Annotated in this window: 20 protein-coding genes; 9 read left to right on the plus strand and 11 right to left on the minus strand. The window is 73.6% G+C overall.

Annotated features, from left to right (window positions below):
- Positions 1-14 precede the first annotated feature (14 nt).
- Positions 15-761, plus strand: a complete 747-nt coding sequence (recO, locus tag K7G61_RS01905) for a DNA repair protein RecO (protein WP_225844699.1) — start codon at positions 15-17, stop codon at positions 759-761.
- A gap of 50 nt (positions 762-811) precedes the next feature.
- Complete coding sequence (locus K7G61_RS01910; protein WP_225844700.1) at positions 812-1627, plus strand: isoprenyl transferase; 816 nt, start codon at positions 812-814, stop codon at positions 1625-1627.
- Between the two features lie 113 nt (positions 1628-1740).
- Here the strand turns inward: K7G61_RS01910 and K7G61_RS01915 are convergent, their stop codons facing one another.
- A complete protein-coding gene (locus tag K7G61_RS01915) occupies positions 1741-2166 on the minus strand; it encodes a Fur family transcriptional regulator (RefSeq protein WP_225844701.1) in 426 nt (141 codons plus the stop codon).
- A 266-nt stretch (positions 2167-2432) separates the two neighbouring features.
- On the opposite strand from K7G61_RS01915, the gene K7G61_RS01920 reads away from it, so the two are divergent.
- Positions 2433-3815 carry a glycine--tRNA ligase gene (locus K7G61_RS01920; protein WP_225844703.1) on the plus strand — a complete coding sequence of 461 codons (1383 nt, stop codon included), beginning with the start codon at positions 2433-2435 and terminating at the stop codon, positions 3813-3815.
- Positions 3816-3900: 85 nt separating this feature from the next.
- Here K7G61_RS01920 and K7G61_RS01925 read toward each other — a convergent pair whose 3' ends face one another.
- The 4 genes from K7G61_RS01925 to K7G61_RS01940 all read right to left on the minus strand — a co-directional run bounded on the left by K7G61_RS01925 (position 3901) and on the right by K7G61_RS01940 (position 8247).
- A complete protein-coding gene (locus K7G61_RS01925) occupies positions 3901-4623 on the minus strand; it encodes a hypothetical protein (RefSeq protein WP_225844705.1) in 723 nt (240 codons plus the stop codon).
- A 237-nt stretch (positions 4624-4860) separates the two neighbouring features.
- Positions 4861-5454, minus strand: coding sequence for a TetR/AcrR family transcriptional regulator (locus tag K7G61_RS01930; RefSeq protein ID WP_225844707.1), 594 nt, complete (start codon positions 5452-5454; stop codon positions 4861-4863).
- Positions 5455-5552: 98 nt separating this feature from the next.
- On the minus strand, positions 5553-6557 hold the full coding sequence (locus tag K7G61_RS01935) for an aldo/keto reductase (protein WP_225844708.1): 1005 nt from the start codon (positions 6555-6557) through the stop codon (positions 5553-5555).
- 172 nt (positions 6558-6729) lie between these two features.
- Complete coding sequence (locus K7G61_RS01940; protein WP_225844847.1) at positions 6730-8247, minus strand: MFS transporter; 1518 nt, start codon at positions 8245-8247, stop codon at positions 6730-6732.
- 113 nt (positions 8248-8360) lie between these two features.
- Between K7G61_RS01940 and K7G61_RS01945 the strand changes: the two genes are divergently transcribed.
- Positions 8361-9410: a helix-turn-helix transcriptional regulator gene (locus K7G61_RS01945; protein ID WP_225844709.1), complete on the plus strand. Its 1050-nt coding sequence runs from the start codon at positions 8361-8363 to the stop codon at positions 9408-9410.
- A gap of 67 nt (positions 9411-9477) precedes the next feature.
- On the opposite strand, the gene K7G61_RS01950 is transcribed toward K7G61_RS01945, so the two are convergent.
- Both K7G61_RS01950 and K7G61_RS01955 read right to left on the minus strand, forming a co-directional pair.
- Positions 9478-9999: a MarR family winged helix-turn-helix transcriptional regulator gene (locus K7G61_RS01950; protein ID WP_225844710.1), complete on the minus strand. Its 522-nt coding sequence runs from the start codon at positions 9997-9999 to the stop codon at positions 9478-9480.
- Positions 9996-11369, minus strand: coding sequence for an MFS transporter (locus tag K7G61_RS01955; RefSeq protein WP_225844849.1), 1374 nt, complete (start codon positions 11367-11369; stop codon positions 9996-9998). The genes K7G61_RS01950 and K7G61_RS01955 overlap by 4 nt, the downstream gene beginning before the upstream one ends.
- A 226-nt stretch (positions 11370-11595) precedes the next feature.
- Between K7G61_RS01955 and dusB the strand changes: the two genes are divergently transcribed.
- The gene (gene dusB, locus K7G61_RS01960) at positions 11596-12801 is read left to right on the plus strand and encodes a tRNA dihydrouridine synthase DusB (RefSeq protein ID WP_225844711.1); all 1206 of its coding nucleotides are present in this window, start codon (positions 11596-11598) and stop codon (positions 12799-12801) included.
- A gap of 581 nt (positions 12802-13382) precedes the next feature.
- On the plus strand, positions 13383-16145 hold the full coding sequence (ppdK, locus tag K7G61_RS01965) for a pyruvate, phosphate dikinase (protein WP_374204020.1): 2763 nt from the start codon (positions 13383-13385) through the stop codon (positions 16143-16145).
- 165 nt (positions 16146-16310) lie between these two features.
- Here the strand turns inward: ppdK and K7G61_RS01970 are convergent, their stop codons facing one another.
- Positions 16311-16796 carry a DoxX family protein gene (locus tag K7G61_RS01970; RefSeq protein WP_225844713.1) on the minus strand — a complete coding sequence of 162 codons (486 nt, stop codon included), beginning with the start codon at positions 16794-16796 and terminating at the stop codon, positions 16311-16313.
- A gap of 301 nt (positions 16797-17097) precedes the next feature.
- On the opposite strand from K7G61_RS01970, the gene K7G61_RS01975 reads away from it, so the two are divergent.
- Positions 17098-18156, plus strand: coding sequence for a LacI family DNA-binding transcriptional regulator (locus tag K7G61_RS01975; protein ID WP_225844715.1), 1059 nt, complete (start codon positions 17098-17100; stop codon positions 18154-18156).
- A 170-nt stretch (positions 18157-18326) separates the two neighbouring features.
- On the opposite strand, the gene nirD is transcribed toward K7G61_RS01975, so the two are convergent.
- From nirD to K7G61_RS01990, 3 genes are read right to left on the minus strand one after another with little or no spacing between them, the layout of a single operon-like run.
- Positions 18327-18680 (minus strand): nitrite reductase small subunit NirD, encoded by a 354-nt coding sequence (nirD, locus tag K7G61_RS01980; protein WP_225844716.1) that lies wholly within the window; start codon positions 18678-18680, stop codon positions 18327-18329.
- Entirely contained in the window at positions 18677-21280 is a 2604-nt protein-coding gene (nirB, locus tag K7G61_RS01985) for a nitrite reductase large subunit NirB (protein ID WP_225844717.1), read from the minus strand. Before nirB ends, nirD begins: the two co-directional genes overlap by 4 nt.
- 2 nt (positions 21281-21282) lie before the next feature.
- Positions 21283-22704: an NAD(P)/FAD-dependent oxidoreductase gene (locus K7G61_RS01990; RefSeq protein ID WP_225844718.1), complete on the minus strand. Its 1422-nt coding sequence runs from the start codon at positions 22702-22704 to the stop codon at positions 21283-21285.
- Between the two features lie 181 nt (positions 22705-22885).
- Between K7G61_RS01990 and K7G61_RS01995 the strand changes: the two genes are divergently transcribed.
- A complete protein-coding gene (locus K7G61_RS01995; protein ID WP_225844719.1) occupies positions 22886-23488 on the plus strand; it encodes a cysteine hydrolase family protein in 603 nt (200 codons plus the stop codon).
- On the plus strand, positions 23485-24483 hold the full coding sequence (locus K7G61_RS02000; RefSeq protein WP_225844721.1) for a GlxA family transcriptional regulator: 999 nt from the start codon (positions 23485-23487) through the stop codon (positions 24481-24483). Before K7G61_RS01995 ends, K7G61_RS02000 begins: the two co-directional genes overlap by 4 nt.
- The last annotated feature ends 1 nt before the right edge of the window (position 24484 follow it).

The following is a 24484-nucleotide window of genomic DNA, read 5'->3' on the forward strand; positions in this document are numbered from 1 at the left end:
CGAGAATGGACGGCATGAGTCTGTTCCGCGACGACGGCATCGTGCTGCGCACCCAGAAGCTGGGTGAGGCGGACCGGATCATCACCCTGCTGACCCGCAGGAACGGCAGGGTGCGGGCGGTGGCCAGGGGAGTGCGGCGCACCAAGTCGAAGTTCGGCGCCCGGCTGGAGCCGTTCAGCCACGTGGACGTGCAGTTCTTCGCGCGCGGCGGCGAACTGATCGGCCGCGGCCTGCCGCTGTGCACGCAGGGCGAGACCATCGCGCCGTACGGCGGGGCGATCGTCACCGACTACGAGCGGTACACGGCCGGCACCGCGATGCTGGAGACCGCCGAGCGGTTCACCGACCACGAGGGCGAGCCCGCCGTGCAGCAGTATCTGCTGCTGGTCGGGGCGCTGCGCACGCTCGCGGCCGGGGAGCACGACCCGCGGCTGGTGCTGGACGCGTTCTTGCTGCGTTCGCTGGCCGTCAACGGGTACGCGCCGAGCTTCGACGACTGCGCGCGGTGCGGAATGCCCGGCCCCAACCGGTTCTTCTCGGTCGGCGCGGGCGGTGTGGTGTGCGGTGACTGCCGGGTGCCCGGAAGCGTCGTACCCTCACGGGAAGCACTGGAACTGCTCGGCGCGCTGCTGGGCGGCGACTGGGAGACCGCGGACGCGTGCGCGCCGCGGCACTGCCGGGAGGGCAGCGGCCTGGTGGCGGCGTACCTCCAGTGGCATCTGGAGCGCGGGCTGCGGTCGCTGCGGTTCGTGGAGAGATAGCGGCGCACCGTCACATCGGCCGCCGGAAGATCGTCAGGAGAAGAACGAGCATGGCACGTCGCGGGATTCTGGGCCGTAACCGGACCGCGTACCGCACCCCCGACCCCCATCCGTCCGGCGCGCGGCCCCCGAAGCTCCCCGGCGAGCTGGTCCCCAAGCACGTCGCGATCGTCATGGACGGCAACGGGCGGTGGGCCAAGGAGCGCGGCCTGCCCCGCACCGAGGGCCACAAGGTCGGCGAGGGCGTCGTCCTCGACGTCCTCAAGGGCTGCCTGGAGATCGGCGTCAAGAACCTGTCGCTCTACGCGTTCTCCACCGAGAACTGGAAGCGTTCCCCCGACGAGGTCCGCTTCCTGATGAACTTCAACCGCGACGTGATCCGCCGCCGCCGCGACGAGATGGACGAACTGGGCATCCGCATCCGCTGGGCCGGTCGCATGCCCAAGATGTGGAAGTCGGTGGTCCAGGAGCTCCAGGTCGCCCAGGAGCAGACGGTCGGCAACGACGCGATGACCCTTTATTTCTGCCTCAACTACGGGGGCCGGGCGGAGATCGCCGACGCCGCCCAGGCGCTCGCCCGCGACATCGCCGCCGGCCGCCTGGACCCCGGCAAGGTCAACGAGAAGACCTTCGCCAAGTACCTGTACTACCCGGACATGCCCGACGTGGACCTGTTCCTGCGCCCCAGCGGCGAGCAGCGCACCTCCAACTACCTGATCTGGCAGTCCAGCTACGCGGAAATGGTGTTCCAGGACGTGCTGTGGCCCGACTTCGACCGCCGCGACCTGTGGCGTGCGTGCGTGGAGTACGCCTCCCGCGACCGCCGCTTCGGCGGGGCCCTGCCGAACGAGGCGGAGAGGCGCTAGCTGTATTGACCCGCGCCGCGCCCCCGCACCGCCCGCCCGGCGCCCCACTCTCCGGCGGGCGCGCCCACTCCCGGCGGGCGCGCTCCCCGCGCTCCCCGCGCTCCCCGCGCTCTCTAGCCGCGGGCGGCGCCGCCGGCCGCGCAGTCCGCGCACGTACCGAAGATCTCCACCGTGTGGGCCACGTCCACGAAGCCGTGGTCGGCGGCGATGGCGTCGGCCCACGTCTCGACGGCGGGGCCCTCCACCTCGACGGCCTTGCCGCAGCCGCGGCAGACCAGGTGGTGGTGGTGCCCGCCGCCCGAGCAGCGGCGGTAGACGGACTCGCCCTCGCCGGTGCGCAGCACGTCGATCTCGCCGGCGTCGGCGAGGGACTGCAAGGTGCGGTAGACGGTGGTCAGGCCAACGGAGTCGCCGCGGTGCTTGAGGATGTCGTGCAGGTCCTGGGCGCTGCGGAACTCGTCGACCTCCGCGAGGGCCGCCGCCACCGCGGCCCGCTGCCGGGTCGAACGGCCACGCACGGGATTCTTGGCGGTGGTCACCGTGTCCTCCGTCGGTTCGTCCGGGTGGTTCGGCCGGGGCGGGCCGGGTTCCCGCCGGCCCTCGTCCGGCCCGGCTGGAGTCCGTCGCCCGTCCATTGTGCCAGGTCGGGGTCCCGCGGGCGGCGTCCGCGTACCGCAGCGCGCCGCGGCCCGGCGGCCCGGCCGGACGCGGACGCGGCGGGCCGGACGATACAGATTTGGAAAGCCCCCCGCACCCGCCGGTAATCTGGGACGACTGACCGCTTCGTCGTACTGAAGAGAGCACCGTGGCCGCCGACAAGATCGACACCATCGTCAGCCTGAGCAAGCGCCGTGGCTTCGTTTTCCCGAGCAGCGAGATCTACGGCGGATCCAAGGCCGCCTGGGACTACGGGCCGCTCGGCGTCGAGCTCAAGGAGAACATCAAGCGCCAGTGGTGGCGCGCGATGGTGACCTCGCGCGACGACGTGGTGGGAATCGACTCGTCGATCATCCTGGCCCCCGAGGTGTGGGTCGCCTCCGGCCATGTCGCCACCTTCTTCGACCCGCTGACCGAGTGCACCTCCTGCCACAAGCGGTTCCGCGCGGACCACCTGGAGGAGGCGTACGAGGCCAAGCACGGCCGTCCCCCGGCCGCCGGGCTCGCCGACATCAACTGCCCGCACTGCGGCACCAAGGGCGCCTTCACCGAGCCCAAGCAGTTCTCCGGCATGCTCCAGACCCACCTCGGCCCGACCCAGGACGCCGGCTCGCTGGCCTACCTGCGCCCGGAGACCGCGCAGGGCATCTTCGTGAACTTCGCCCAGGTGCAGACCACTTCCCGCAAGAAGCCGCCGTTCGGCATCGCCCAGACGGGCAAGTCGTTCCGCAACGAGATCACGCCCGGCAACTTCATCTTCCGCACCCGCGAGTTCGAGCAGATGGAGATGGAGTTCTTCGTCAAGCCCGGCGAGGACGAGAAGTGGCACGAGTACTGGCTGGAGGAGCGCTGGAACTGGTACACGGGCCTGGGCATCCGCGAGGAGAACATCCGCCGGTTCGACCACCCCAAGGAGAAGCTGTCGCACTACTCCAAGCGGACCGTGGACATCGAGTACCGGTTCAACTTCGGCGGCTCGGAGTTCAGTGAGCTGGAGGGCATCGCCAACCGCACGGACTTCGACCTGACCGCGCACTCCAAGGGCTCGGGCCAGGACCTGTCGTACTTCGACCAGGAAGCCGGCGAGCGCTGGATGCCGTACGTCATCGAGCCCGCGGCCGGCGTGAACCGGGCGATGCTCGCCTTCATGCTCGACGCCTACAACGAGGACGAGGCGCCGAACGCCAAGGGCGTCATGGAGAAGCGCACGGTCATGCGGCTGGACCCGCGGCTCGCCCCGGTCAAGGTCGCCGTGCTGCCGCTGTCCCGCAACCCCGAGCTGTCCCCGAAGGCCAAGGGCCTGGCCGCGGCGCTGCGGGCGAACTGGAACATCGAGTTCGACGACGCGGGCGCGATCGGCCGCCGCTACCGTCGCCAGGACGAGATCGGCACGCCGTTCTGCGTCACGGTGGACTTCGACACGCTGCAGGACAACGCCGTCACCGTGCGCGAGCGGGACACCATGGTGCAGGAGCGGGTGTCCCTGGACCAGGTGGAGGGCTACCTGGCGGCCCGCCTGGCCGGCTGCTGACGCGCAGCCGTACGCGGCCGTACGCAGCCGTACGTACGAGTCACCGGGGGCGGGCGCCGCGGACGCGCACCGGCCCCGGTGGCGTTCAGACGCCGCGCGGGCTCGGCCGGTACGGAGACGGCACGGACGGTATGGACGGTATGGAGGGCACGGAAGGCACGGAGGGCGGGGGCGGCACGGACGCGGCAGAGGGCGCGGACGCGGCCGACCCTGCCCGTCCGGCGTTACGGGGTGGGATCCGGGGTGAGGGCAGCACCGTCACGCCGGCCAGGGGCCGTCCGTCCCCGCCGTCCCGGTCCCGGCCGCCGCGCCGGTTCTCCCGGTCGGCCCGGTCCTGCCGGCCGTGACCGTCGTGGTCGGCTGCGAGCGGCCCCCGCGCCGCTCGCAGCGCCAGCACCGCGCACACCACCGCCAGCGGGAGCTCCGCCGCGACCGCCATCAGCACCGCGGTGCCGAAGCCGGCGCCCGACGAGGTGGTGGTGTCGAACCAGGCGTCGCAGACCAGCAGCGTCGCCGTCGCCGCGGCGACGGGCGCCCGGCGGGCACTGCCGCGCAAGGTGAGGAAGCCGGTGGCGATCAGCCCGGCCGCCTCCATGGCGTCCAGGCCCACCCAGGCCACCGTCCAGTGCGGGGCCGTCGCGGTCGACGGCAGGCCGGTGGCCAGGACGACCAGCCACGGCACCAGGGCCACCCCGCACACCACGAGCGCATAGCCGGGCCAGGGGCGGCGGGGCCGGTCACGGGCCGCCGGGCGGTCGGCCGGCGGGTGAGGCACGAACAGTTCGATGACGTCCGCGGTTCGCGGCATGGCTGTCTCCCTTCCGGTCCCCGTGCCGAAGACAACGCCGGGAACACCGTCAACCCTTCCGTGAACCTGCCCACAGATCAGTGGCGTGAGGCGCCCGGAAAAGGTGCGGCCAGGTCCACCCCGGATACGGGGGGAGAAACCCATGTCGCCCGTGACCAGGACCCCTTGGGGCGAACGCCGTCCGCCCTGCCTACCACCGTCCGCCCGCCCTGCCCCCGTACTCCCGTCGTGCCGCCTTCAGGCGCCGGCCAGGCCGCGCAGCACCAGGTCGCGAACCGCCGCGTACTGCGCCTCGATGTCCGGGTCCGACCAGTCGGGGGCGTGCGCCGGGTCGTGGTAGCGCGTGGTGGCGTCCCAGACCGCGCGGGCGGCGGCGGGCAGGCCGGCCGGGGGAGGGGCGAACTCGCCGCGGGCGGTGCCGTCGGCGAGGATGCGGCGCAGCTGCTCGGTCATCTCCTCGATGTGCCGGGTGACCGTGCCGCGCTTCTCGCCGGCCAGCACCGTGAAGGTGGCGAACAGCTCGGGATCGCCCAGCGCCTTGCGGCGTTTCGCGGCGAACAGGCCGTCCAGCCAGCGCCGCAGGCGCTCGGGCGCCGGGGCGGCGGTGTCGGCCGCGAAGACCTCCAGCTCGTCGCGGTTGCGGTCCAGCCAGCGCTGCGTGACCGCCTCGCGCAGCAGCGACTTGGTGGGGAAGTGCCGGTAGACGCTGCCGTGGCTGACGCCCAGCGCCCGGGCCACGTCCACCACGGTCGCCTTGGCCGGGCCGTAGCGGCGCAGCACGTCCTCGGTGGCTTCGAGGATGCGTTCGCGGGTCAGCGGCTCCGGCGGCATGCGGGGCGGTCCTCCTGGGATCGGGGCGGGCGCGCGGCCGGCGCGGTCGGGCCGGTGCCCGTACGCGGGGCCGCGCCGTCCAGTGTGCCGCTCCCGGGTCAGCGCTCGCTGTCCAGGTGGGTCATCTGCCCGGCGTCGTACCGGGTCCCGGCCACCGCTCCCGCCGGGACGGCCGCCTCGATCGCCGCCAGGTCGGCGTCGTCCAGCGTCACGTCGAGGGCGCCGAGGGACTCCGCCAGCCGCTCCCGGCGGCGGGCACCGATCAGCGGCACGATGTCGTCGCCGCGCGAGAGCACCCAGGCGATGGCGGCCTGCGCGACGGTGACGCCCTTGCCCTCGGCGACCTTGCGCAGCTCCTCCACCAGGTCGAGGTTGCGCCGCAGGTTCTCGCCCTGGAAGCGCGGGAACCGCGCGGCGCGCACGTCGCCGGCCGAGGCCGCGCGCTCCGGCGTCCAGTGGCCGCCGAGCAGGCCGCGGGACAGCACCCCGTACGCCGTGACGCCGATGCCCAGCTCGCGGGCGGTGGGCAGCACCTCGTCCTCGATGCCGCGGGAGAACAGGCTGTACTCGATCTGCAGGTCGCTGATGGGCGCGGTGGCCGCGGCCCGGCGCAGGGTCTCCGGCCCGGCCTCGGACAGGCCGATGTGCCGCACCCGGCCGGCCCGGACCTCCTCGGCGATGGCGCCGACGGTCTCCTCGATCGGGACGGCGGGGTCGACGCGGGCGATCCGGTAGATGTCGACGTGGTCGGTGCCGAGCCTGTTCAGGGTGTACGCGAGGAAGTTCCGCACCGCGGCCGGCCGTCCGTCGTAACCGCCCCAGCCGCCGGCCGCGTCGCGCAGGGCGCCGAACTTGACGCTGATGACGGCCTGGTCGCGGCTGCCGGGCCGGGCCCGAAGGGCGTCGCGGATCAGCAGCTCGTTCAGGCCCATGCCGTAGAAGTCGCCGGTGTCGAGCAGGGTGACGCCCGCGTCGAGCGCGGCGTGGATCGTGGCGACGGACTCGGCGTCGTCGGCCTGCCCGTAGAGGGCGGACATACCCATGCAGCCCAGGCCGAGCGCGGAGACGGCGGGTCCGCCGACACCGAGAGTACGGGTACGCATCGAGGTCCTCCCTTGTGTGCGCCGCCGGACGCGGGGCCGCGCCGCGGCATGCCCCCAGCGTCACACATGGACTGACAGATTTCAATATCTGTCAGTCCATGTGTGGATGCGCTCACGCAACCGGGCTGGCTCGACGGGCCCGGCCGGGCTCACCCGGCCGAGCCGGCCGGGCTCACTCGACGGTGCGCGGCAGCCGCAGGCTCAGCACCAAGGTCGCGGCCACGGCGATCAGTTGGGCCAGCAGCGTCCACACCAGCGCGTCCCGGATGCCCACCGAGGAGATCAAGGTCAGGAAGAGGGTGCCCAGGGTGGCCACACCCAGCGCCAGGCTGGACTGCTGGGTGGTGGCCATCGCGCCGCCCCCCACACCGGCCTGGGCCGGCGGGACCTCGCTGAGCACGATCCGGATCACCACGGGAGCCACGAAGCCCTGGCCGAAGCCGAGCACCGCCAGGCTGGGCGCCAGCGCCCATATGCCCAGGTGCGGCCAGCCCCAGTGGAACGTGCCGGCCAGTGCCAGCAGCCCCGCCGCCTGGACCAGCAGACCGTAGGTCACGGTACGGCGGCCGAAGCGGGTCACCGCCCGCGGCCCGAGCAGCGAGGCGGCGAAGAACGCGGCGCACAGCGGCACCAGCGCGGCGCCCGCGGTCAGCGCCCCGAAGTGCAGGCCGTCCTGCATGGCCACGGCGACGACGAACATGAAGCCGCCGAAGCCGAGGAAGAACGGCACGGCCAGCAGCAGACCGCTGCGCACACCGGGCAGGCGCACCAGCGACGGCGGCAGCAGCGGGACCAGCCCCAGCCGCTCGCCGCGCCGCTCCACCGCCACGAACGCGGCCGCGGCGAACGGGAAGACCGCCAGCAGCGCCCACGACCACAGCGGCCAGCCGGCCGCGCGGCCCTCGGTGAGCGGGAGCAGCAGGGTGATCAGGGCCACGGCGAGCAGCAGGGTGCCGGACCGGTCGATCCCGGCCGGGTTCTGCGAACGGGTCTCGGGCACCGCGCGCAGCGCCAGGAACAGCGCGACCGCGGCCACGGGCACGTTGACCAGGAAGATGGCCCGCCAGCCGCTGCCCGCGATGTCGGCGGAGACCAGCAGCCCGCCGAGCACCTGGCCGACCGTGGAGGCGATGCCGGCGGTGGCGCCGTACCAGCTCAGCGCCTTGCCGCGGGCGCTGCCGGAGGTCGCGGACTGGATGGTGGCCAGCGCCTGGGGGAGCAGCAGCGCGGAGGCCGCTCCCTGGGCGACGCGCGCGCCCACCAGGGTCCAGGCGCTGGGGGCGACACCGCAGGCCAGCGAGGTCAGGGCGAAGGCCGCCAGGCCCCACAGGAACAGGGTGCGGCGGCCGAACATGTCGCCGAGGCGGCCGCCGAGTACGAGGAGGACGGCGTACGCGACGCCGTACCCCGCCACGACCATCTCCAGGACCGCGGGGCCCGCGTGCAGGTCGCGGTCGATGGTGGGCAGCGCGACGTTGACGATGAAGAAGTCCACCATGGGCAGCGCCGCGCCGAGCAGGACGGTCAGCAGCCCGAGGGTGCTCAGCCCCGGCGCGGGCGGGGCGAGCCGCGGGGCGGCGGCCGGTGCGGCGGACGGAGCGGCGGGGGTACGGTCGGCGGTGCGGGTGGGGGCTCCGATGCGGGTCACGCCGGGCAGCACCCGAGCCCGGGATGTCAGGGTCTGATCCATTCTCTCGGTCACGTGATCGACGATGGACCTCTTCTCAGGGGGGTACCAGAGAGCGTTTATCCAGGTATACGGACCACCTGGCAACCGGCTGACCGATCCGGCACCCTGAAGGCATGGACGCGACCAGCACGCCGACCACCGCCGACCGGAACACCGCGCAGACCGGGCGCACCGCCCGCACCGCGAACGCCGCCCGCACCGCGAAAGCCACAGCCGGCGGGACCGCCGGGACCGCCGGGACCGCCGTGACCCTGTCCGGCGGTGCGGGGTTCGGGCAGGACGTCCCGGCGCCCGAGGCGGACGCGGCCGCGAGCCGCCGCCGCGAGCTGGCCTCATTCCTGCGCAGCCGCCGGGAGCGGATCTCGCCGGAGCAGGTCGCGCTGCCGCCGGGGCGCCGGCGTCGCACCCCGGGGCTGCGCCGCGAGGAGGTCGCGCAGCTCGCCGCGGTCGGCGTCACCTGGTACACGTGGCTGGAACAGGCCCGCGACATCCAGGTGTCCGGCCAGGTCGCCGACGCCATCGCCCGCGCCCTGATGCTCGACCGCAACGAGCGGCGGCACCTGTTCACCCTGGCCGGCGCGGCCGACCCGCACCCGGACCTGGAGTGCCCGGGCATGTCCCCGGCTGTCGGCGTCATGCTCGACCAGCTCGAACCGCTGCCCAGCGCGGTCTTCAACTCGCGGTACGACGTCATCGCGTACAACCGCACGTACGGGCGGCTGGTCACCGACCTGGACGCCCTGCCCTTCGAGGACCGCAACGTGATGTGGCTGGCGTTCACCGACCCGCTGTGGAAGGAGCGGATGCTGGACCGCGAGGAGAACATCCGGGTGATGGCGGCGAAGTTCCGCGCCGCCATGGCCGAGCACCTCGCGGAGCCCGCCTGGAAGGCGCTGCTCAAGCGGCTGCAGCAGTCCTCGCCCGACTTCCGGCAGATGTGGGAGCGGCACGAGGTCCTCCAGCCCGCCGGCCACGTCAAGCGCTACCTCAACCCCCATGTGGGCCTGCTCGCCTTCGACTTCACCCACTTGTGGCTGGGCCCGCAGAACGGGCCCCGGCTGACCACCTACACCCCCGCCGACGCCACCACCCGCGAGCGCCTGGAGCGCCTGCACGAGCTGATCCTGCGCGAGCGCGAGGAGCGCCTGCCCACAGCGGTCTGACCCGGGAGGCCGCAGGCCCGACGGGCCGGGGCCGGACGCTCCCGGACCGGCGTGCGGGCCGGCGCGGTCAGTCCGCCGCCGCGAGCGCCGCGGCGATACGGTCCAGGGCCGCCAGGTCCTCGGCCGGCAGGGCCAGCAGCGCCGGCGGCGGGGTGCCCAGGATCGCGTTGGCCCGCGCGGCGGCCTCCAGCCCGGCCGGGGTCGCCGAGACGATCTTGGAACGGCGGTCGGTGGGGTGCGGGTTGCGCTCGACGAGCCCGCGCTTGACCAGGTCGTCCACCACCAGGGTCAGGTACGGGCGGTCGGAGGACAGCTCGGCGGCCAGCTCGCTCATCCGGCGTGGCCTGGCAGCGATCCGGCGCAGCGCCTTGACGCGGAAGAAGCTCATGCCCAGCGCCTCCGCGGTCTCCTTGCGGCGCTCGTTGCGCTCCAGCACCACGGCGGCGAGGTTCCGCCACACCCGTGCCGCCGTCTCCTCGCCGGTGCCGGTGCCGGTGCCGGTGCCGGTGCCGTCGCCGTCGCCGGCGCCCGTCCCCGTATCCGCGCTCGCCACCGCCACCGCCACCCCGTTCCCGTGCGCCCTCGTCATGCGTCCACCTCGATCCGTGCGTCCGCCGTCCCGCGCTCGCCGCGGGCGAACAGGGCGGCCGTGCGCTCCGCCGTGGCGCGGGCCCGGCGTCCGCTGGTGAGCGTACCGAGGACCAGCACCGACAGGCCGCAGCCGGCGATGATCCACCAGGCCGCCGTGTGCAGGCCCGCGGCGACCGCCGCCCCGATCACGGCCACGCCCAGGGACTGCCCGACCTGGCGGCTGGTGGAGGCTACCGCGGCGGCCACGCCCGCCTGCGCGCGCGGCATACCGGACACCGCCGTGTTGGTGATGGGCGCGTTGACCAGGCCGAAGCCGATGCCGAACAGGACGTACGAGGTGAACAGCAGCCAGTTCGAGGACTGGGCGTCCAGCGCGGCGAACAGCACCCCGCTGGCCGTCATGCAGCCGCCGGCCAGGACCAGCGACAGCCGCGGTCCGCGGGCGCCGACCAGGCGCCCGGACAGCGGCGCGAAGACCAGGCACATCAGCGCCATCGGCACCATGTACAGGCCCGCGTCCAGGGCCGACAGGCCCCGCTGGTCCTGCAGGTAGAGCGTGTTGAGGAAGAGGAAGCCGCCGAGCGCGGCGAAGGCGCTCACCGCGATCACGGTCGCGCCGGAGAAGGGCGCGCTGCGGAAGAAGCGCATGTCGATGAGCGGATCGGCGCGCCGCTTCTCGTACCTCACCAGGCCCGCGACGGCCGCCGCGGCCAGCGTGAAGCAGCCCACGATCAGCGGCGAGCCCCAGCCCGCGTCCGACCCCTCGATGATCCCGTACGTCAGCGAGCCCAGCAGCGTGATCACCAGCACCTGGCCGACCGGGTCCACCCGGCGGGCCCGCGGCGCGCGCGACTCGGGCACGAAACGGGCGGTGAGCAGCAGCGCCGCCAGTCCCACCGGCAGGTTGATCCAGAAGATCGACCGCCACCCCACGGACTCCACCAGCGCCCCGCCGACGATCGGGCCGGCCGCCATGCTGATGCCGACCACCCCGCCCCACACGCCGATGGCGCGCGCCCGCTCGCGCGGGTCGGAGAAGGTGTTGGTGATGATCGACATCGCCACCGGGTTCAGCATCGACCCGCCGACCGCCTGCACCATGCGGAAGGCGATCAGCCAGCCGAGCCCGGGTGCCAGGCTGCACAGCAGTGAGCCGATGGTGAACAGCACCAGGCCGGTCTGGAATATCCGCTTCCGCCCGATCCGGTCCGCGGTGGAGCCGGCGAGCAGCAGGAGCGAGGCGATCACCACCGTGTAGGCGTCGATCGTCCACTGCAGCCCGGAGATGGTGGTGTGCAGGTCCTTGCGCATCGACGGCAGCGCCACGTTGAGGATCGTGTTGTCCAGGCTGACGATGAGCAGGCTCATGCAGCAGATGGCGAGGATCAGTGTCCGCCTGCGCGGGCTCGGTTCCCGGCTCGGTTCCTGGCTCACTTCCGGCACGGATCGGTCCCTTCGGCCAGGGGGCTGGCAGATGATTGTATGAACGTAACGATTACTATCGTACAACCATCGTGGGTCGGCGGGACCGGCCGGGCCCCGGGCCGGACCCGGGCCGGAAGGGCCGGCCGGCGGATACGGGACAATGGGGCCCATGACCGCTGACGCCACCTTGGCCCCGCCCGCCCGGGGAGCCCTCCGCATCGGCCCGCACACCGTGACGCCGCCGGTCGTGCTCGCGCCGATGGCAGGCATCACGAACGCGCCCTTCCGCACGCTGTGCCGGGAGTTCAGCGGGGGCAAGGGCCTGTTCGTCAGCGAGATGATCACCACCCGGGCCCTGGTCGAGCGCAACGAGAAGACGATGCAGCTCGTCCACTTCGACGCGAGCGAGACCCCGCGCTCCATCCAGCTCTACGGGGTGGACCCGGTGACGGTGGGCCGGGCGGTGCGGATGATCGTGGACGAGAACCTCGCCGACCACATCGACCTCAACTTCGGCTGCCCCGTGCCCAAGGTGACCCGCAAGGGCGGCGGTTCCGCGCTGCCGTACAAGCGCAACCTGCTGCGGGCCATCCTGCGCGCCGCGGTCGGCAACGCCGGGTCCCTGCCGGTCACGATCAAGATGCGCAAGGGCATCGACGACGATCACCTGACGTACCTCGACGCGGGGCGGATCGCCGTCGAGGAGGGCGTCGCCGCGGTCGCGCTGCACGGCCGCACGGCGGCGCAGCACTACGGCGGGACCGCCGACTGGGACGCCATCGCCCGCCTCAAGGAGCACGTGCCGGAGATCCCCGTGCTCGGCAACGGCGACATCTGGTGCGCCGAGGACGCGGTGCGGATGATGCGCGAGACCGGCTGCGACGGCGTGGTCGTCGGCCGCGGGTGCCTGGGCCGGCCGTGGCTGTTCGGCGACCTGGTGGCCGCCTTCGAGGCCGGGACCGGAGCCGGGGGCGGCGCGGGCGCGGGTGACATTGACGGCCGCCGGGGGCCGGCGGGCCCGCGCTTCGGCGAGGTCGCGGCGGTGATGCGGCGGCACGCCGACCTGCTCGGCCGGTGGCTGGGCGACGAGGCCCGGGGCGTGATCGACTTCCGCAAGCATGTCGCCTGGTACACCAAGGGGTTCGCGGTCGGCTCGGACCTGCGCAGGTCCCTGGCGACCGTGTCGTCCCTGGCCGAGCTCGACGACCTGCTCGGCAAGCTGGACCAGGAGCAGGAGTGGCCGGCGCACGCGGACGGCCCGCGCGGCCGGACCGCGCCCGGCAAGCGGGTCGTCCTGCCCGACGGCTGGCTCGCGGACCCCTGGGACGGCGCGACGGCGGGCCCGGAGGCGGAGTCGGACACGTCCGGAGGGTGAGCCGGGGCCGTCCGGGCGGGGTGGCTCGGCGTCGTCGCAGGACCGACGGCCGGCAGCGGGTCGCTCGCGCCGTTCCCCGCGCCCCTGGCCGCTCCCGGGGAGCCGCGCCTGTCCCCGCGCCCCTGGCCGCTCCCGGGGAGGAGCCGCGCCTGTCCCCGCCCCCGTACCGGCACATGCCCGACCCGCTCGTACGTAGAGCCCCTACGCCCGTTTGACGAGACGTACGCGTGATTCGCGCCACGTCTGATCCCCTCATCGCTCAAATGAGCGCACGGATGAGCGCTGCATCTCTCGAATGCATGGCGCCGCGCATTGGCCCCTTGTCTCCAGCCGCCACCGCCATTCGTCACTCTCCGTATGTGAAATCGCGCCCTCGGGCGAGCGCGGCGCGGTCGTCCGTTCGACTCGTGAACGGAAGCGGGCGGGGCTCGCCGTCGGGTCGCTGCCTGCGATCCGACGGCAGACGGGCGGTTGCGGCCGTGTGTCGTGGTCTTGAATGCCCTTAGACGCCTTGGAGATGGGTACGCTCCCCGCCGTCAGGGCATCCCGGTCGCGAGGATCGCGAGGACCGCAAGGAGTCGGTGGACCACGTGTCGGCACGTCAGAAGAACGAGAAATTCGTCTACGACTTCACTGAGGGCAACAAGGATCTGAAGGACCTGCTCGGCGGGAAGGGTGCGAACCTCGCCGAGATGACCAACCTCGGTCTGCCCGTCCCTCCGGGCTTCACGATCACCACCGAGGCGTGCAGGGCGTACCTGGCGACGGGCGCGGAGCCGCCGACACTGCGCGACGAGGTGAGTGCGCACCTCGACGCGCTGGAGCGGCAGATGGGGCGCAGGCTGGGCCGGCCGGACGATCCGCTGCTGGTGTCCGTGCGGTCCGGCGCCAAGTTCTCCATGCCCGGGATGATGGACACCGTCCTCAACATCGGCCTGTCCGACGCCTCGGTGGCGGGCCTGGCCGCGCGGGCCGGCGGGGACGAGCGGTTCGCCTGGGACTCCTACCGGCGGCTGCTGCAGATGTTCGGCAAGACCGTGATGGGCGTGGACGGCGGCCTGTTCGAGGAGGCGCTGGAGGCGGCCAAGCGGGCCAAGGGCGCCGACACCGACCTCGACCTGGACGCCGCCGACCTGCGCGGGCTGGTGGACGACTTCAAGGCGATCGTGCTCAAGGAGGCCGGGCGGGAGTTCCCGCAGGACCCGCGCGAGCAGATGGACCTGGCGGTGTGCGCGGTCTTCGAGTCCTGGAACACCGACCGGGCCAGGCTCTACCGCCGCCAGGAGCGCATCCCGAACGACCTCGGCACCGCCGTCACCGTCTGCTCCATGGTCTTCGGCAACCTCGGCCCCGACTCGGGCACCGGCGTCGCCTTCACCCGCGACCCGGCGAGCGGCCAGCAGGGCGTGTACGGCGACTACCTGCAGAACGCGCAGGGCGAGGACGTGGTGGCCGGCATCCGCAACACCGTGCCGCTCGCCGAGCTGGAGTCGATCGACCGGGCGTCGTACGACCGGCTGCTGAAGATCATGGAGACGCTGGAGACGCACTACCGGGACCTGTGCGACATCGAGTTCACCATCGAGCGCGGGCACCTGTGGATGCTGCAGACCCGGGTCGGCAAGCGGACCGCCGCGGCGGCCTTCCGTATCGCCACCCAGCTCGTCGACCAGGGCCTGATCGACGAGGCCGAGGCGCTGCGGCGGGTCAGCGGCGGGCAGTTGGCGCAGCTGATGTTCCCGCGGTTCGAGGAGGCGGTGGCCGACAGCGCCTCGGTGCGGCGGATCGGCTGGGGCATCGCGGCCTCGCCGGGCGCGGCGGTCGGCAAGGCGGTCTTCGACTCGTACACCGCGGTCAAGTGGTCCCGGTCCGGCGAGAAGGTCATCCTCATCCGCCGTGAGACCAACCCCGACGACCTGGCCGGCATGGTCGCCGCCGAGGGCATCCTCACCTCGCGCGGCGGCAAGACCTCGCACGCCGCCGTGGTCGCCCGCGGGATGGGCAAGACGTGCGTGTGCGGCGCCGAGGAGCTGGAGGTCGACACCAAGCGGCGGCGGCTGACCGCGCCCGGGGGCACCTCCGGCGACGGCAAGGGGCCGGTGGTGATAGAGGAGGGCGACGTCATCTCCATCGACGGCTCCACCGGCAAGGTCTACGTCGGCGAGGTCCCGGTGGTGCCGTCCCCGGTGGTCGAGTACTTCGAGGGCCGGGTCCACGCCGGCGCCGAGGAGGCCGACGACCTGGTACGGGCGGTGCACCGGATCATGGCCTACGCGGACCGGGTACGCCGGCTGCGGGTGCGGGCCAACGCGGACAACGCGGAGGACGCCGCCCGCGCCCGCCGCTTCGGCGCGCAGGGCATCGGGCTGTGCCGCACCGAGCACATGTTCCTCGGCGACCGGCGCGAACTGGTCGAGCGGCTGATCCTCGCCGACACCGACGGCGAGCGCGAGGAGGCGCTGGGCGCCTTGCTGCCGCTGCAGAAGGCCGACTTCATCGAGCTGTTCGAGGCGATGGACGGGCTGCCGGTGACCGTACGGCTGCTGGACCCGCCGCTGCACGAGTTCCTGCCGGACATCACCGAACTGTCGGTCCGGGTGGCGCTGGCCGAGGCCCGCAAGGACGCCAACGAGAACGACCTGCGGCTGCTGCAGGCCGTCCACAAACTGCACGAGCAGAACCCCATGCTGGGACTGCGCGGCGTCCGGCTCGGCCTGGTCGTCCCCGGCCTGTTCGCCATGCAGGTCCGCGCCATCGCCGAGGCCGCCGCGCATCGCCGCTCGGCGGGCGGCGACCCGCGCGCCGAGATCATGGTCCCGCTGGTCGGCACGGTGCAGGAGCTGGAGATCGTGCGGGAGGAGGCCGACCGGGTCATCGCCGGCGTCGAGGCCGCCACCGGCACCGAACTGCGGCTGCCCATCGGCACGATGATCGAGCTGCCGCGCGCGGCGCTGACCGCCGCCCAGATCGCGGAGGCGGCCGAGTTCTTCTCCTTCGGCACCAACGACCTGACCCAGACGGTGTGGGGCTTCTCCCGGGACGACGTGGAGGCGAGCTTCTTCACCGCCTACCTGGAGAAGGGCATCTTCGGCGTCTCGCCCTTCGAGACCATCGACCAGGACGGCGTGGGCTCACTGGTCCGCGCCGCGGCCGAAGCCGGCCGCGCCACCCGCCCGGGCCTGAAACTCGGCATCTGCGGTGAGCACGGGGGCGACCCGGAGTCCGTCCACTTCTTCCACGGGGTCGGTCTGGACTACGTGTCCTGCTCGCCGTTCCGCATCCCCGTCGCCCGCCTGGAGGCCGGCCGCGCCGCCGTCTCCCCGACCGCGTCGGACACCCGGTGATCCCCTGACCATCCCTGACCATCCGACCGGGCCGGGCCCGGACCGCCGGCGCAGGCCCTTGCCCTGGGGCCGACCCTCACCGCCCCGGCAGTCCCGGGACCCGTCCCACCGGGGGCGGCGCTTCGTGCGGAGGCGCCGCCCCCGGGCCTGCTGGGGGGCCGGGGCCTACGGCTTGCCGGCCGGTTCCGAGGCGACCGGCGCGGGGGTCGAGCTTCCTGGGAGGGAGGCCGATCCGCGGGCTCTGGTCAGGGCGGCGGACAGGGTCCACTCGCCCGGGCCGACTATCGCGATCAGCAGCAGGCTCCAGCAGAACAGAACGGACAGCTCGCCGCCGTTCTTGATCGGCCACAGGTCGTGCTTCTGATGCACCGTGAAGTACGCGTACGCCATCGAGCCGGAACCGAGGAGCGCCGCGAGACGGGTGCCGGCGTCACCGATGCCGATGAACACCAGCGCGCCGCAGACGAGTTGGATCAGACCGGCCCACCAGGACGGCCAGTGGCCGACGGAGGGCTTGCCGCCCATGGGCCCGCCGAACGCACCGAGCACGGTGGAGGCGCCGTGACAGGTGAACAGCAGGCCGATGACCAGCCGGTAGAGGGAGAGCACAGCCGGCGAGGCCAATTCGAGTTTTCTGCCCAGAGGTGACATCCAGGGCTCCTTTTGAGTGGGGGGAGGGAGCTCTTGCTGTCGTGCGATCCCGGAAGAGTACGCGGCACGCGTCGCAAGTGTTCAGCGGCGCCGCGCGTATTTTCCCGGGGCGAGGGTGGAGGTAGAGGCCAGTGTGCCATCGCTGAGGGTGGATGGGCCATGCCGTGACAGTCGCGGACCGGTGTCGAATTCGAATCGAATGTTTCGGGCCGGTAGACGAATGTTACGAATGCGGGGTGTGTGGCCACCTTGCGCCCGTGCGCCGTCGGCAGGACCCCGCAGACCGGCTACGATCGCTGGCATGAGTGCCACACGCGTCCAGCCCCCGCACGGCGACCAGCCCGAAACCGCGGCCGGCGGGACGGCGACCCTGGCCGAGATCGCGCGCGCCGCCGGGGTCTCGGCGCCGACTGTTTCGAAGGTCCTCAACGGCCGGGGCGACGTCGCCCCGGCCACCCGCAGCAGGGTCGAGGAGCTGCTGCGCCGGCACGGATACCAGCGGCGGCGCGGCAGCGTGCAGCCGGCGCCGCTGCTCGACCTGGTCTTCCACGAGCTGGAGAGCGCCTGGGCGATGGAGGTGATCCGCGGGGTGGAGAACGTCGCCCGCGACGAGGGCCTGAGCGTGGTGCTCTCGGAGTCCGCGGGCCGTCTCACCCCCGGTCAGACCTGGGTGGACGGGGTGCTGGCCCGCCGCCCCACCGGGGTGATCCTGGTGCTGTCCGGCCTCGACCCGGCCCAGCAGGCCCAGCTCACCAGCCGCGACATCCCGTTCGTGGTGCTCGACCCGGCCGGCGACCCCGGCGAGGACGTGCCCGCGATCGGCGCCACCAACTGGCAGGGCGGCGTGGCCGCCACCCGCCACCTGCTGGAGCTCGGCCACCGCAGGATCGGCGTCCTCGGCGGCCCCACCGGCATGATGTGCAGCCGCGCCCGTATCGACGGGTACCGCGCCGCCCTGGAGACCGCCGGAATCGCCTACGACCCCGGGCTGGTGCGGCTGGGCAACTTCCACCACGAGGCCGGCTACGCCGAGGGGCTCGCGCTGCTGAGGATGCCGGACCGCCCCACCGCGGTCTTCACCGGCAACGACCTCCAGGCACTCGGTCTGTACGAGGCCGCGCGCGAGCTGGGCCTGCGCATCCCGCACGACCTGAGCGTGGTCGGCTTCGACGACCTGCCGATCTCGCGCTGGATCAGCCCGCCGCTGACCACCGTCCGGCAGCCGCTGACGGAGATGGCCGAGGCCGCCGCCCGGCTGGCCCTTGACATCAGCCGCGGCCGCGAGCCCAGCACCCTGCGGGTGGACCTGGCGACCCGGCTGGTCGAGCGGGGCAGCAGCGCCCCGCCGCCCGCCGCATGAGACCGCACGACGCCGGCTGACGGCGACTCACGCGGACGGAAAGCGCACGGGAAGGGCACGGAAAGCGCACGGAAAGCGGCCGGAAGGCAGACGGGCGCGCGGGCGCCGCCACGCCCGGGGTCACCCGGTGCGGCGCCGCCCGCGCGCCCGGCCTGTGCCGGTCGGACGTGTCAGACCACCCGTACCGGATACACCGGCACCGCCGCCCGGTCGTCGTCCAGGCACCGCCCGTCGGCGAGGTCGAAGCGCTGCTTGAGCAGCGGGGAGGCGACGTACGCCCGGCCGCCCGCCGAGCCCGTCAGGCCGTGGCACAGCACCCCGGCGCCGGTGAACGGGTCGACGTTGCCGATCGCGTACAGCGCGCCGCCGCGGTCGCGGAACAGGGCCGCCTGGCCGCCGTCGGGCAGCAGCACCGCCACCCCTCGGCCGGGCTCCAGGTCGGCCGCCGGGCACACCGGGATCCATCCGGTCGCGGAGCGCAGTTCGACGGTCGCGGTGGTGGCGGGGGATTCGATGATGGTCATGCGTTCACCGTCTCGGTCAGGGATACGAACACGGGTTCCGGCTTGATCTGGTCGCGCTCCTCGACGAAGCGGACCGTGGGGTCGGGGGTGTCGGGCGCGTTGACGAAGGACACGAACCGGCGCAGCCGCTCGGGGTCGTTGATGGTCTGCGCCCACTCGTCGCGGTAGCCGGCCACGTGCGCGGCCATCAGCTCCTCCAGTTCGGCGCAGATGCCGAGGGAGTCGTGCACCACCACGTCGCGCACGTGATCGAGGCCGCCGGGAATCCGCTCCAGCCACACGCTGGTGCGCTCCAGCCGGTCGGCGGTGCGGATGTAGTACATCAGGAACCGGTCGATCAGCCGCACCAGTTCGGCGTCCGACAGGTCCTTGGCCAGCAGGTCGGCGTGCCGCGGGGTCGCCCCGCCGTTGCCGCCCACGTACAGGTTCCAGCCGTTCGCGGTCGCGATCACCCCGAAGTCCTTGCTCTGCGCCTCCGCGCACTCCCGGGCGCACCCCGACACCGCGGACTTCAGCTTGTGCGGGGAGCGCAGCCCCCGGTAGCGCAGCTCCAGGTCGATGGCCATCCGCACGCTGTCCTGCACGCCGTAGCGGCACCAGGTCGAACCCACGCAGGACTTCACCGTGCGCAGTGCCTTGCCGTAGGCGTGGCCGGACTCGAAGCCGGCGTCCACCAGCCGGGTCCAGATCAGCGGCAGCTGCTCCACCCGGGCGCCGAACAGGTCGATCCGCTGGCCGCCGGTGATCTTGGTGTAGAGGCCGAAGTCCCGCGCCACCTCGCCCAGCACGATCAGCTTCTCCGGGGTGATCTCGCCGCCGGGCACGCGCGGCACGATCGAATACGACCCGTTCCTCTGCATGTTGGCCAGGAAGTGGTCGTTGGTGTCCTGCAGGGCGGCCTGCTCGCCGTCCAGTACGTGCCCGCTCGCCCCGACCACCGGCGCCAGCGACGCCAGGATGGAGGCCACCGCCGGCTTGCAGATCTCGCAGCCCTCGCCGCCGCGCGCGCTCTCGCGGCCGTGCCGGTCCAGCAGTTCACGGTAGGAGGCGATGCGCAGGGTGAGCACGATCTCGTACAGCTCGGCGCGGGTCTGCCCGAAGCAGCCGCACAGGCCCTTGTCGACGGCGACGCCGTTCGCCTCCAGCTCCGCGTCGACGAGCTGCCCCAGCACCTTCACGCAACTGCCGCAGCCCGTACCGGCCTTGGTGCACTTCTTGACCTCCGGCACGCTGGTGCAGGAGTGCTCGGTGACCGCCGCGCGGATCGCGCCCTTGCTGACGTTGTGGCAGCTGCAGATCACCGCGTCGTCCGGCAGCGACGCCGGGCCGAGTGAGACGCCGCCGCCGGCGCCCGCCGGCAGCACCAGGTGCTCGGGCGCGACCGGCGGGACCGTGCCGGTCAGCGGGCGCAGCATCCCGTACGACTCGCAGTCGCCGACCAGGATGCCGCCCAGCAAAGTGCCGTCGGCGGCCACCACCAGCTTGCGGTACACCCCGGAACGCGAGTCGGAGTAGACCACGTCGAGGCTGCCGTCGGCGGCGCCGTGCGCGTCGCCGAAGCTCGCCACGTCCACGCCCAGCAGCTTCAGCTTGGTGGACAGGTCGGCGCCGGTGAAGGCGCCCGCGTCGCCCGCGATGGTCCGCGCGGCCGTCTCGGCCATCTCGTTGCCCGGCGCGACCAGCCCGTACACCCGGCCGTCCACGGCCTGCGCGCACTCGCCGATCGCGAAGACCGCGGGGTCGGCGGTACGGCAGGTCTCGTCGACCACGATCCCGCCGCGCTCGCCGACCGGCAGCCCGCAGGCCCGGGCCAGCTCGTCGCGCGGCCGCACGCCCGCCGAGAACACCACCAGGTCGGCGGCCAGCCGCGAGTCGTCCGACAGTGCCATGCCGGCGACCCGGCCGTCGTCGCCGGTGACGATCTCCCGCGTGCCCACCCCGGTGTGCACGGTGACGCCGAGGCCCTCGATCTTGCGCCGCAGCGCGTCGCCGCCGCCGTCGTCCACCTGCACCGGCATCAGCCGCGGCGCGAACTCCACGACGTGCGTGTCCAGGCCGAGGCCCTTCAGCGCGCCCGCCGCCTCCAGCCCGAGCAGCCCGCCGCCGACCACCGCGCCGGTCCGCGAGTGCCCCGCGTACTCCTCGATCGCCAGCAGGTCCTCGATGGTGCGGTAGACGAAGCAGCCCTGCGCGTCCTTGCCGGGCACCGGCGGCACGAACGGGTACGAGCCGGTGGCCAGCACCAGCGTGTCGTACCCGACCGTCAGCCCGGAGCGGGCGGTGACGGTACGGGCCTCGCGGTCCACCGCCACCGCCGGGTCGCCCACGTGCAGTTCGATGCCGTGCTCGGCCATGAAGCCGTCCTCGACCATCGACAGGTCCTCGGGCGTCGCGCCCTCGGTGAAGTACGAGGTCAGGTGTACGCGGTCGTACGCGGGGCGGGGCTCCTCGCACAGCACGACCACGCGCGCCCGCCCGGTCACCCCGCGGTCGGCCAGCGCCTCCAGGAACCGCTGGCCGACCATCCCGTGGCCGACCAGCACGATCGTCTGCGCCGGGCTCGCCGGGCTCGCCGAATTCTCGGCCGGACTCGCAGCCATGCTCAGAAACCTCCGTCGTCGGTGAGCAGATGAAGCAAAGGAGCGGAGGGCAGCGGCTCGTCGCCCTCCCAGGTGCGGGCGACCGTGCCGACCGCCGCCAGATCGCCGAGCAGCACGCCGCCCACCAGCCGGTCGCCGCGCACGACGACCTTCCGGTACGCCCCGCGGGTGGCGTCCGCCAGCCGCAGCACGTCGTCACCGGGCAGCGGTACGGGCTCGCCGAACGCCGCGAGGTCCAGGGCCGCCGGGCCCGTCCCCTCCGTGCCGCCGCCCGCGGGCCGCAGCGTGAGCCGGGTCAGCGCGCGGGTGCCGGCGTAGCGGGGGCCGGGGGACCCGGCGGCGGGCCGGTGGGCGGCGCCGGCCGCCTCCGCGCTCGCAGCCGCGCCCGTCCGGTCGCTTGTCCCCGCGTCTGTCCCCGCGCCTGTCCAAGCGCCCGCCTCGCCGCCCGCCTCCGTCTCCGCTCCCGCCTCCCGCAGCAGCACCCCGGCCAGCACGTCCGCCTGGTCGCGGGCCGCGCCCGCCAGGCCGTACACCGTGCCCGCGTGCTGCGCGCAGTCGCCGATCGCGAAGACCGCGGGGTCGCTGGTGCGCAACTGGTCGTCGACCACGATCCCCTTGGCGACGTCCAGCCCGGCCGCCCGCGCCAGGCCGACCCGGGGCCGCACCCCGCAGGCCAGGACCACCAGATCGGCGCCCAGGCAGTAGCCGTCGGCAAGCTCGACCGAGCGGACCGCACGGCCGGCCGGACCGGGGTCCGGCTCGGTCAGCACGCCGCGCACCCTGCACTCGGTGTGCACCTCGACGCCCTGCGCTTCCAGGTGGGAGCGCAGCAGCGCCGCGGCGGGCGCGTCCAGGTGCCGTTCCATCAGGTGCTCGCCCTGCTGGGCGACCACCACCTGGGCGCCGCGCGCGGCCAGTGCCTGCGCCGCCGACACCCCCAGCAGCCCGCCGCCGACCACCACCGCGCGCACCCCCGGCCCCGCCGCGGCCGAGAGCGCCAGGCAGTCGTCCATCGTGCGGAAGGCGTGCACCCCCGCGGGCAGCGCCAGGTCGCCCTCCCCGAACAGGCCGCGCAGCGGCGGCAGTACGGGGTTGGAGCCGGTCGCCAGGACCAGCCGGTCGTAGCGCAGCACGGAACCGTCGTCGCAGCGCACCAGCCGCTCGTCCCGGTCCAGCCGCACCGCCCGCGCCCGCCGCACCGCGCCCGCGCCGGGCAGCGCGATCAGCTCGGGCCGGTAGCGCCCGGCCAGCACCTCGGCGAGCAGCACCCGGTTGTACGGCAGGTGCGGCTCCTCGCCGAGTACGGTGAGGCGGACCGGCCCGCCGCCGGAGCGCCCGGGGCCGCCGCCGGACCGCGCCGGCCGGCCGAGCTGGTGGGCGAGCCGGGCGCCCGCCATTCCGCCGCCGATCACCACGATGTCCATGCCGTCGAGCGTGCGGGGCCGCTGTTACCCGCCCGAATCCCCGCCATTACCCGGGAGCAACGGTGCGCTCACGCCGCCGGGAACGGGATGTGAGCCCGTCCGGTACCGTGACCGGATCGGTCCGCATCCGGACACGATCGGGCCTGGCCCCCGTATCCCCGGACCGGCGAGGATCATTGGCATGAGCGAACAGACGCGATCCCGTACCGCCCTCCTCGTCATCGACGTCCAGGAGTCCTTCCGGCAGCGCGAGAGCTGGCGGCACGCTTCCGACCCGGACGTGGCCGGCCCGGTCGGCAGGCTGGTCGACTTCGCCCGGGACCGCGGTGACCTGGTGGTATGGGTGCTGCACTCCGAGCCCGGCACCGGCAGCGTCTTCGACCCTGCGCTCGGCCACGTCCGGCCGATCGAGCCGCTGGCCCCCCGGGACGGCGAACCGGTCCTCACCAAGACCTCGCACAACGCCTTCACCACCACCAACCTGCAGCAGCTCCTCACCGAGCGCGGCATCCACCGCCTGATCACCTGCGGCATCAGGACCGAGCAGTGCGTGGAGACCACCACCCGCCTCGCCTCCGACCTCGGCTACCAGGTCACCTTCGTGGTCGACGCCACCGCCACCGAGCCCATCCCCGATCCCGCCGCCCCGGCCGGCCGGCCCTACGCCGAGGTGCTCGCCGACCCGCGCACCCTGGGCACCGCCGAGATCATCGCCCGCACCACCTACGCCCTGGCCGGGCGCTTCGCCACCGTCACCACCGTGAAGGAGCTGACCGGATCGTGACCCGGGTGGTCTTCCTGCTCGTTCCCCGCGTGCACCTGCTCGACCTCGCCGGGCCGGCCCAGGTCTTCTCGACCGCCGCCGACGACGGCCTCGGGTACGAACTGGCGTACGTGGGCGAGCGGGAGGACATCCCCACCGCGCAGGGGCTGCCGCTGCGCGCCACCGCGCAGCTGCCGGCACTGGCCGCGGGCGACCTCGTGGTCGTCCCCGGCTGGCGGTCCCGTTCCCTGCGCGACAACGGCGGGCTGCGCCCGGCCACCCTGGAGTGGCTGCGCGCGCACCACGCGGCGGGCGGCACCGTCGCCTCGGTCTGCGCCGGAGCCGACGCGCTCGGCCGGGCGGGGCTGCTCGACGGCCGCCGCTGCACCACCCACCACGACCTCCAGGACGAACTCGCCCGCCGCTACCCGCGGGCCACCGTCGTGCGCGACGTGCTCTACGTCGTCGACGGCACCCTGGTCACCTCCGCCGGGATCGCCTCCGGCATCGACCTGGCGCTCCACCTCCTCGCCGTGCGCCACGGCCCCGCGGCCGCCGCCCGCGTCGCCCGGCAGATGGTCGTCTACGCCCGGCGCAACGGCGACGAACGGCAGGCCAGCGCCATGCTGCGGCACCGCGCCCACGTCAGCGACGCCGTCCACCGCGCCCAGGACGTCATCGACGCGCGCTTCACCGACCGCCTCGCCCTGTCCGACCTCGCCTCGGCCACCGGCGTGAGCGAACGCACCCTCACCCGCCGCTTCACCGCCTCCACCGGCCTGACCCCGCTGCGCTACCAGCAGGAACTCCGCCTCGAACGCGCCGAGCACCTCATGGCCCTCGGCGCCACCGCCGAGTCCGCCGCCCGGGCGGTCGGCTTCCAGGACGCCCGCATGCTCCGGCGCCTGCGCGCCCGCTCGGCCGGGCCCGGTCCCGCGGGTTCGGCTTCGGCGGGTCCGGTTCCGGCGGGTCCGGTTCCGGCGGGTTCCGGGCCCGCGGGTGACGCCTTGGGCTGAC

Origin of the sequence: Streptomyces sp. HPF1205, assembly GCF_020400825.1 — a bacterium.
Taxonomy (GTDB): Bacteria; Actinomycetota; Actinomycetes; order Streptomycetales; family Streptomycetaceae; genus Actinacidiphila.

What these genes read in the sequence shown, in the direction of transcription:
- K7G61_RS01935 (WP_225844708.1), bottom strand. Translation starts at nt 6,557, where the DNA reads ATGCGTACCCGTACTCTCGGTGTCGGCGGACCCGCCGTCTCCGCGCTC.
- K7G61_RS01910 (WP_225844700.1), top strand. Translation starts at nt 812, where the DNA reads ATGGCACGTCGCGGGATTCTGGGCCGTAACCGGACCGCGTACCGCACC.
- K7G61_RS01930 (WP_225844707.1), bottom strand. Translation starts at nt 5,454, where the DNA reads ATGCCGCCGGAGCCGCTGACCCGCGAACGCATCCTCGAAGCCACCGAG.
- nirB (WP_225844717.1), bottom strand. Translation starts at nt 21,280, where the DNA reads ATGGCTGCGAGTCCGGCCGAGAATTCGGCGAGCCCGGCGAGCCCGGCG.
- nirD (WP_225844716.1), bottom strand. Translation starts at nt 18,680, where the DNA reads ATGACCATCATCGAATCCCCCGCCACCACCGCGACCGTCGAACTGCGC.
- K7G61_RS01940 (WP_225844847.1), bottom strand. Translation starts at nt 8,247, where the DNA reads ATGGATCAGACCCTGACATCCCGGGCTCGGGTGCTGCCCGGCGTGACC.
- dusB (WP_225844711.1), top strand. Translation starts at nt 11,596, where the DNA reads ATGACCGCTGACGCCACCTTGGCCCCGCCCGCCCGGGGAGCCCTCCGC.
- K7G61_RS01970 (WP_225844713.1), bottom strand. Translation starts at nt 16,796, where the DNA reads ATGTCACCTCTGGGCAGAAAACTCGAATTGGCCTCGCCGGCTGTGCTC.
- K7G61_RS01950 (WP_225844710.1), bottom strand. Translation starts at nt 9,999, where the DNA reads ATGACGAGGGCGCACGGGAACGGGGTGGCGGTGGCGGTGGCGAGCGCG.
- K7G61_RS01925 (WP_225844705.1), bottom strand. Translation starts at nt 4,623, where the DNA reads ATGCCGCGAACCGCGGACGTCATCGAACTGTTCGTGCCTCACCCGCCG.
- recO (WP_225844699.1), top strand. Translation starts at nt 15, where the DNA reads ATGAGTCTGTTCCGCGACGACGGCATCGTGCTGCGCACCCAGAAGCTG.
- K7G61_RS01975 (WP_225844715.1), top strand. Translation starts at nt 17,098, where the DNA reads ATGAGTGCCACACGCGTCCAGCCCCCGCACGGCGACCAGCCCGAAACC.
- K7G61_RS01955 (WP_225844849.1), bottom strand. Translation starts at nt 11,369, where the DNA reads ATGAGCCTGCTCATCGTCAGCCTGGACAACACGATCCTCAACGTGGCG.
- K7G61_RS01990 (WP_225844718.1), bottom strand. Translation starts at nt 22,704, where the DNA reads ATGGACATCGTGGTGATCGGCGGCGGAATGGCGGGCGCCCGGCTCGCC.
- K7G61_RS01945 (WP_225844709.1), top strand. Translation starts at nt 8,361, where the DNA reads ATGGACGCGACCAGCACGCCGACCACCGCCGACCGGAACACCGCGCAG.
- K7G61_RS01995 (WP_225844719.1), top strand. Translation starts at nt 22,886, where the DNA reads ATGAGCGAACAGACGCGATCCCGTACCGCCCTCCTCGTCATCGACGTC.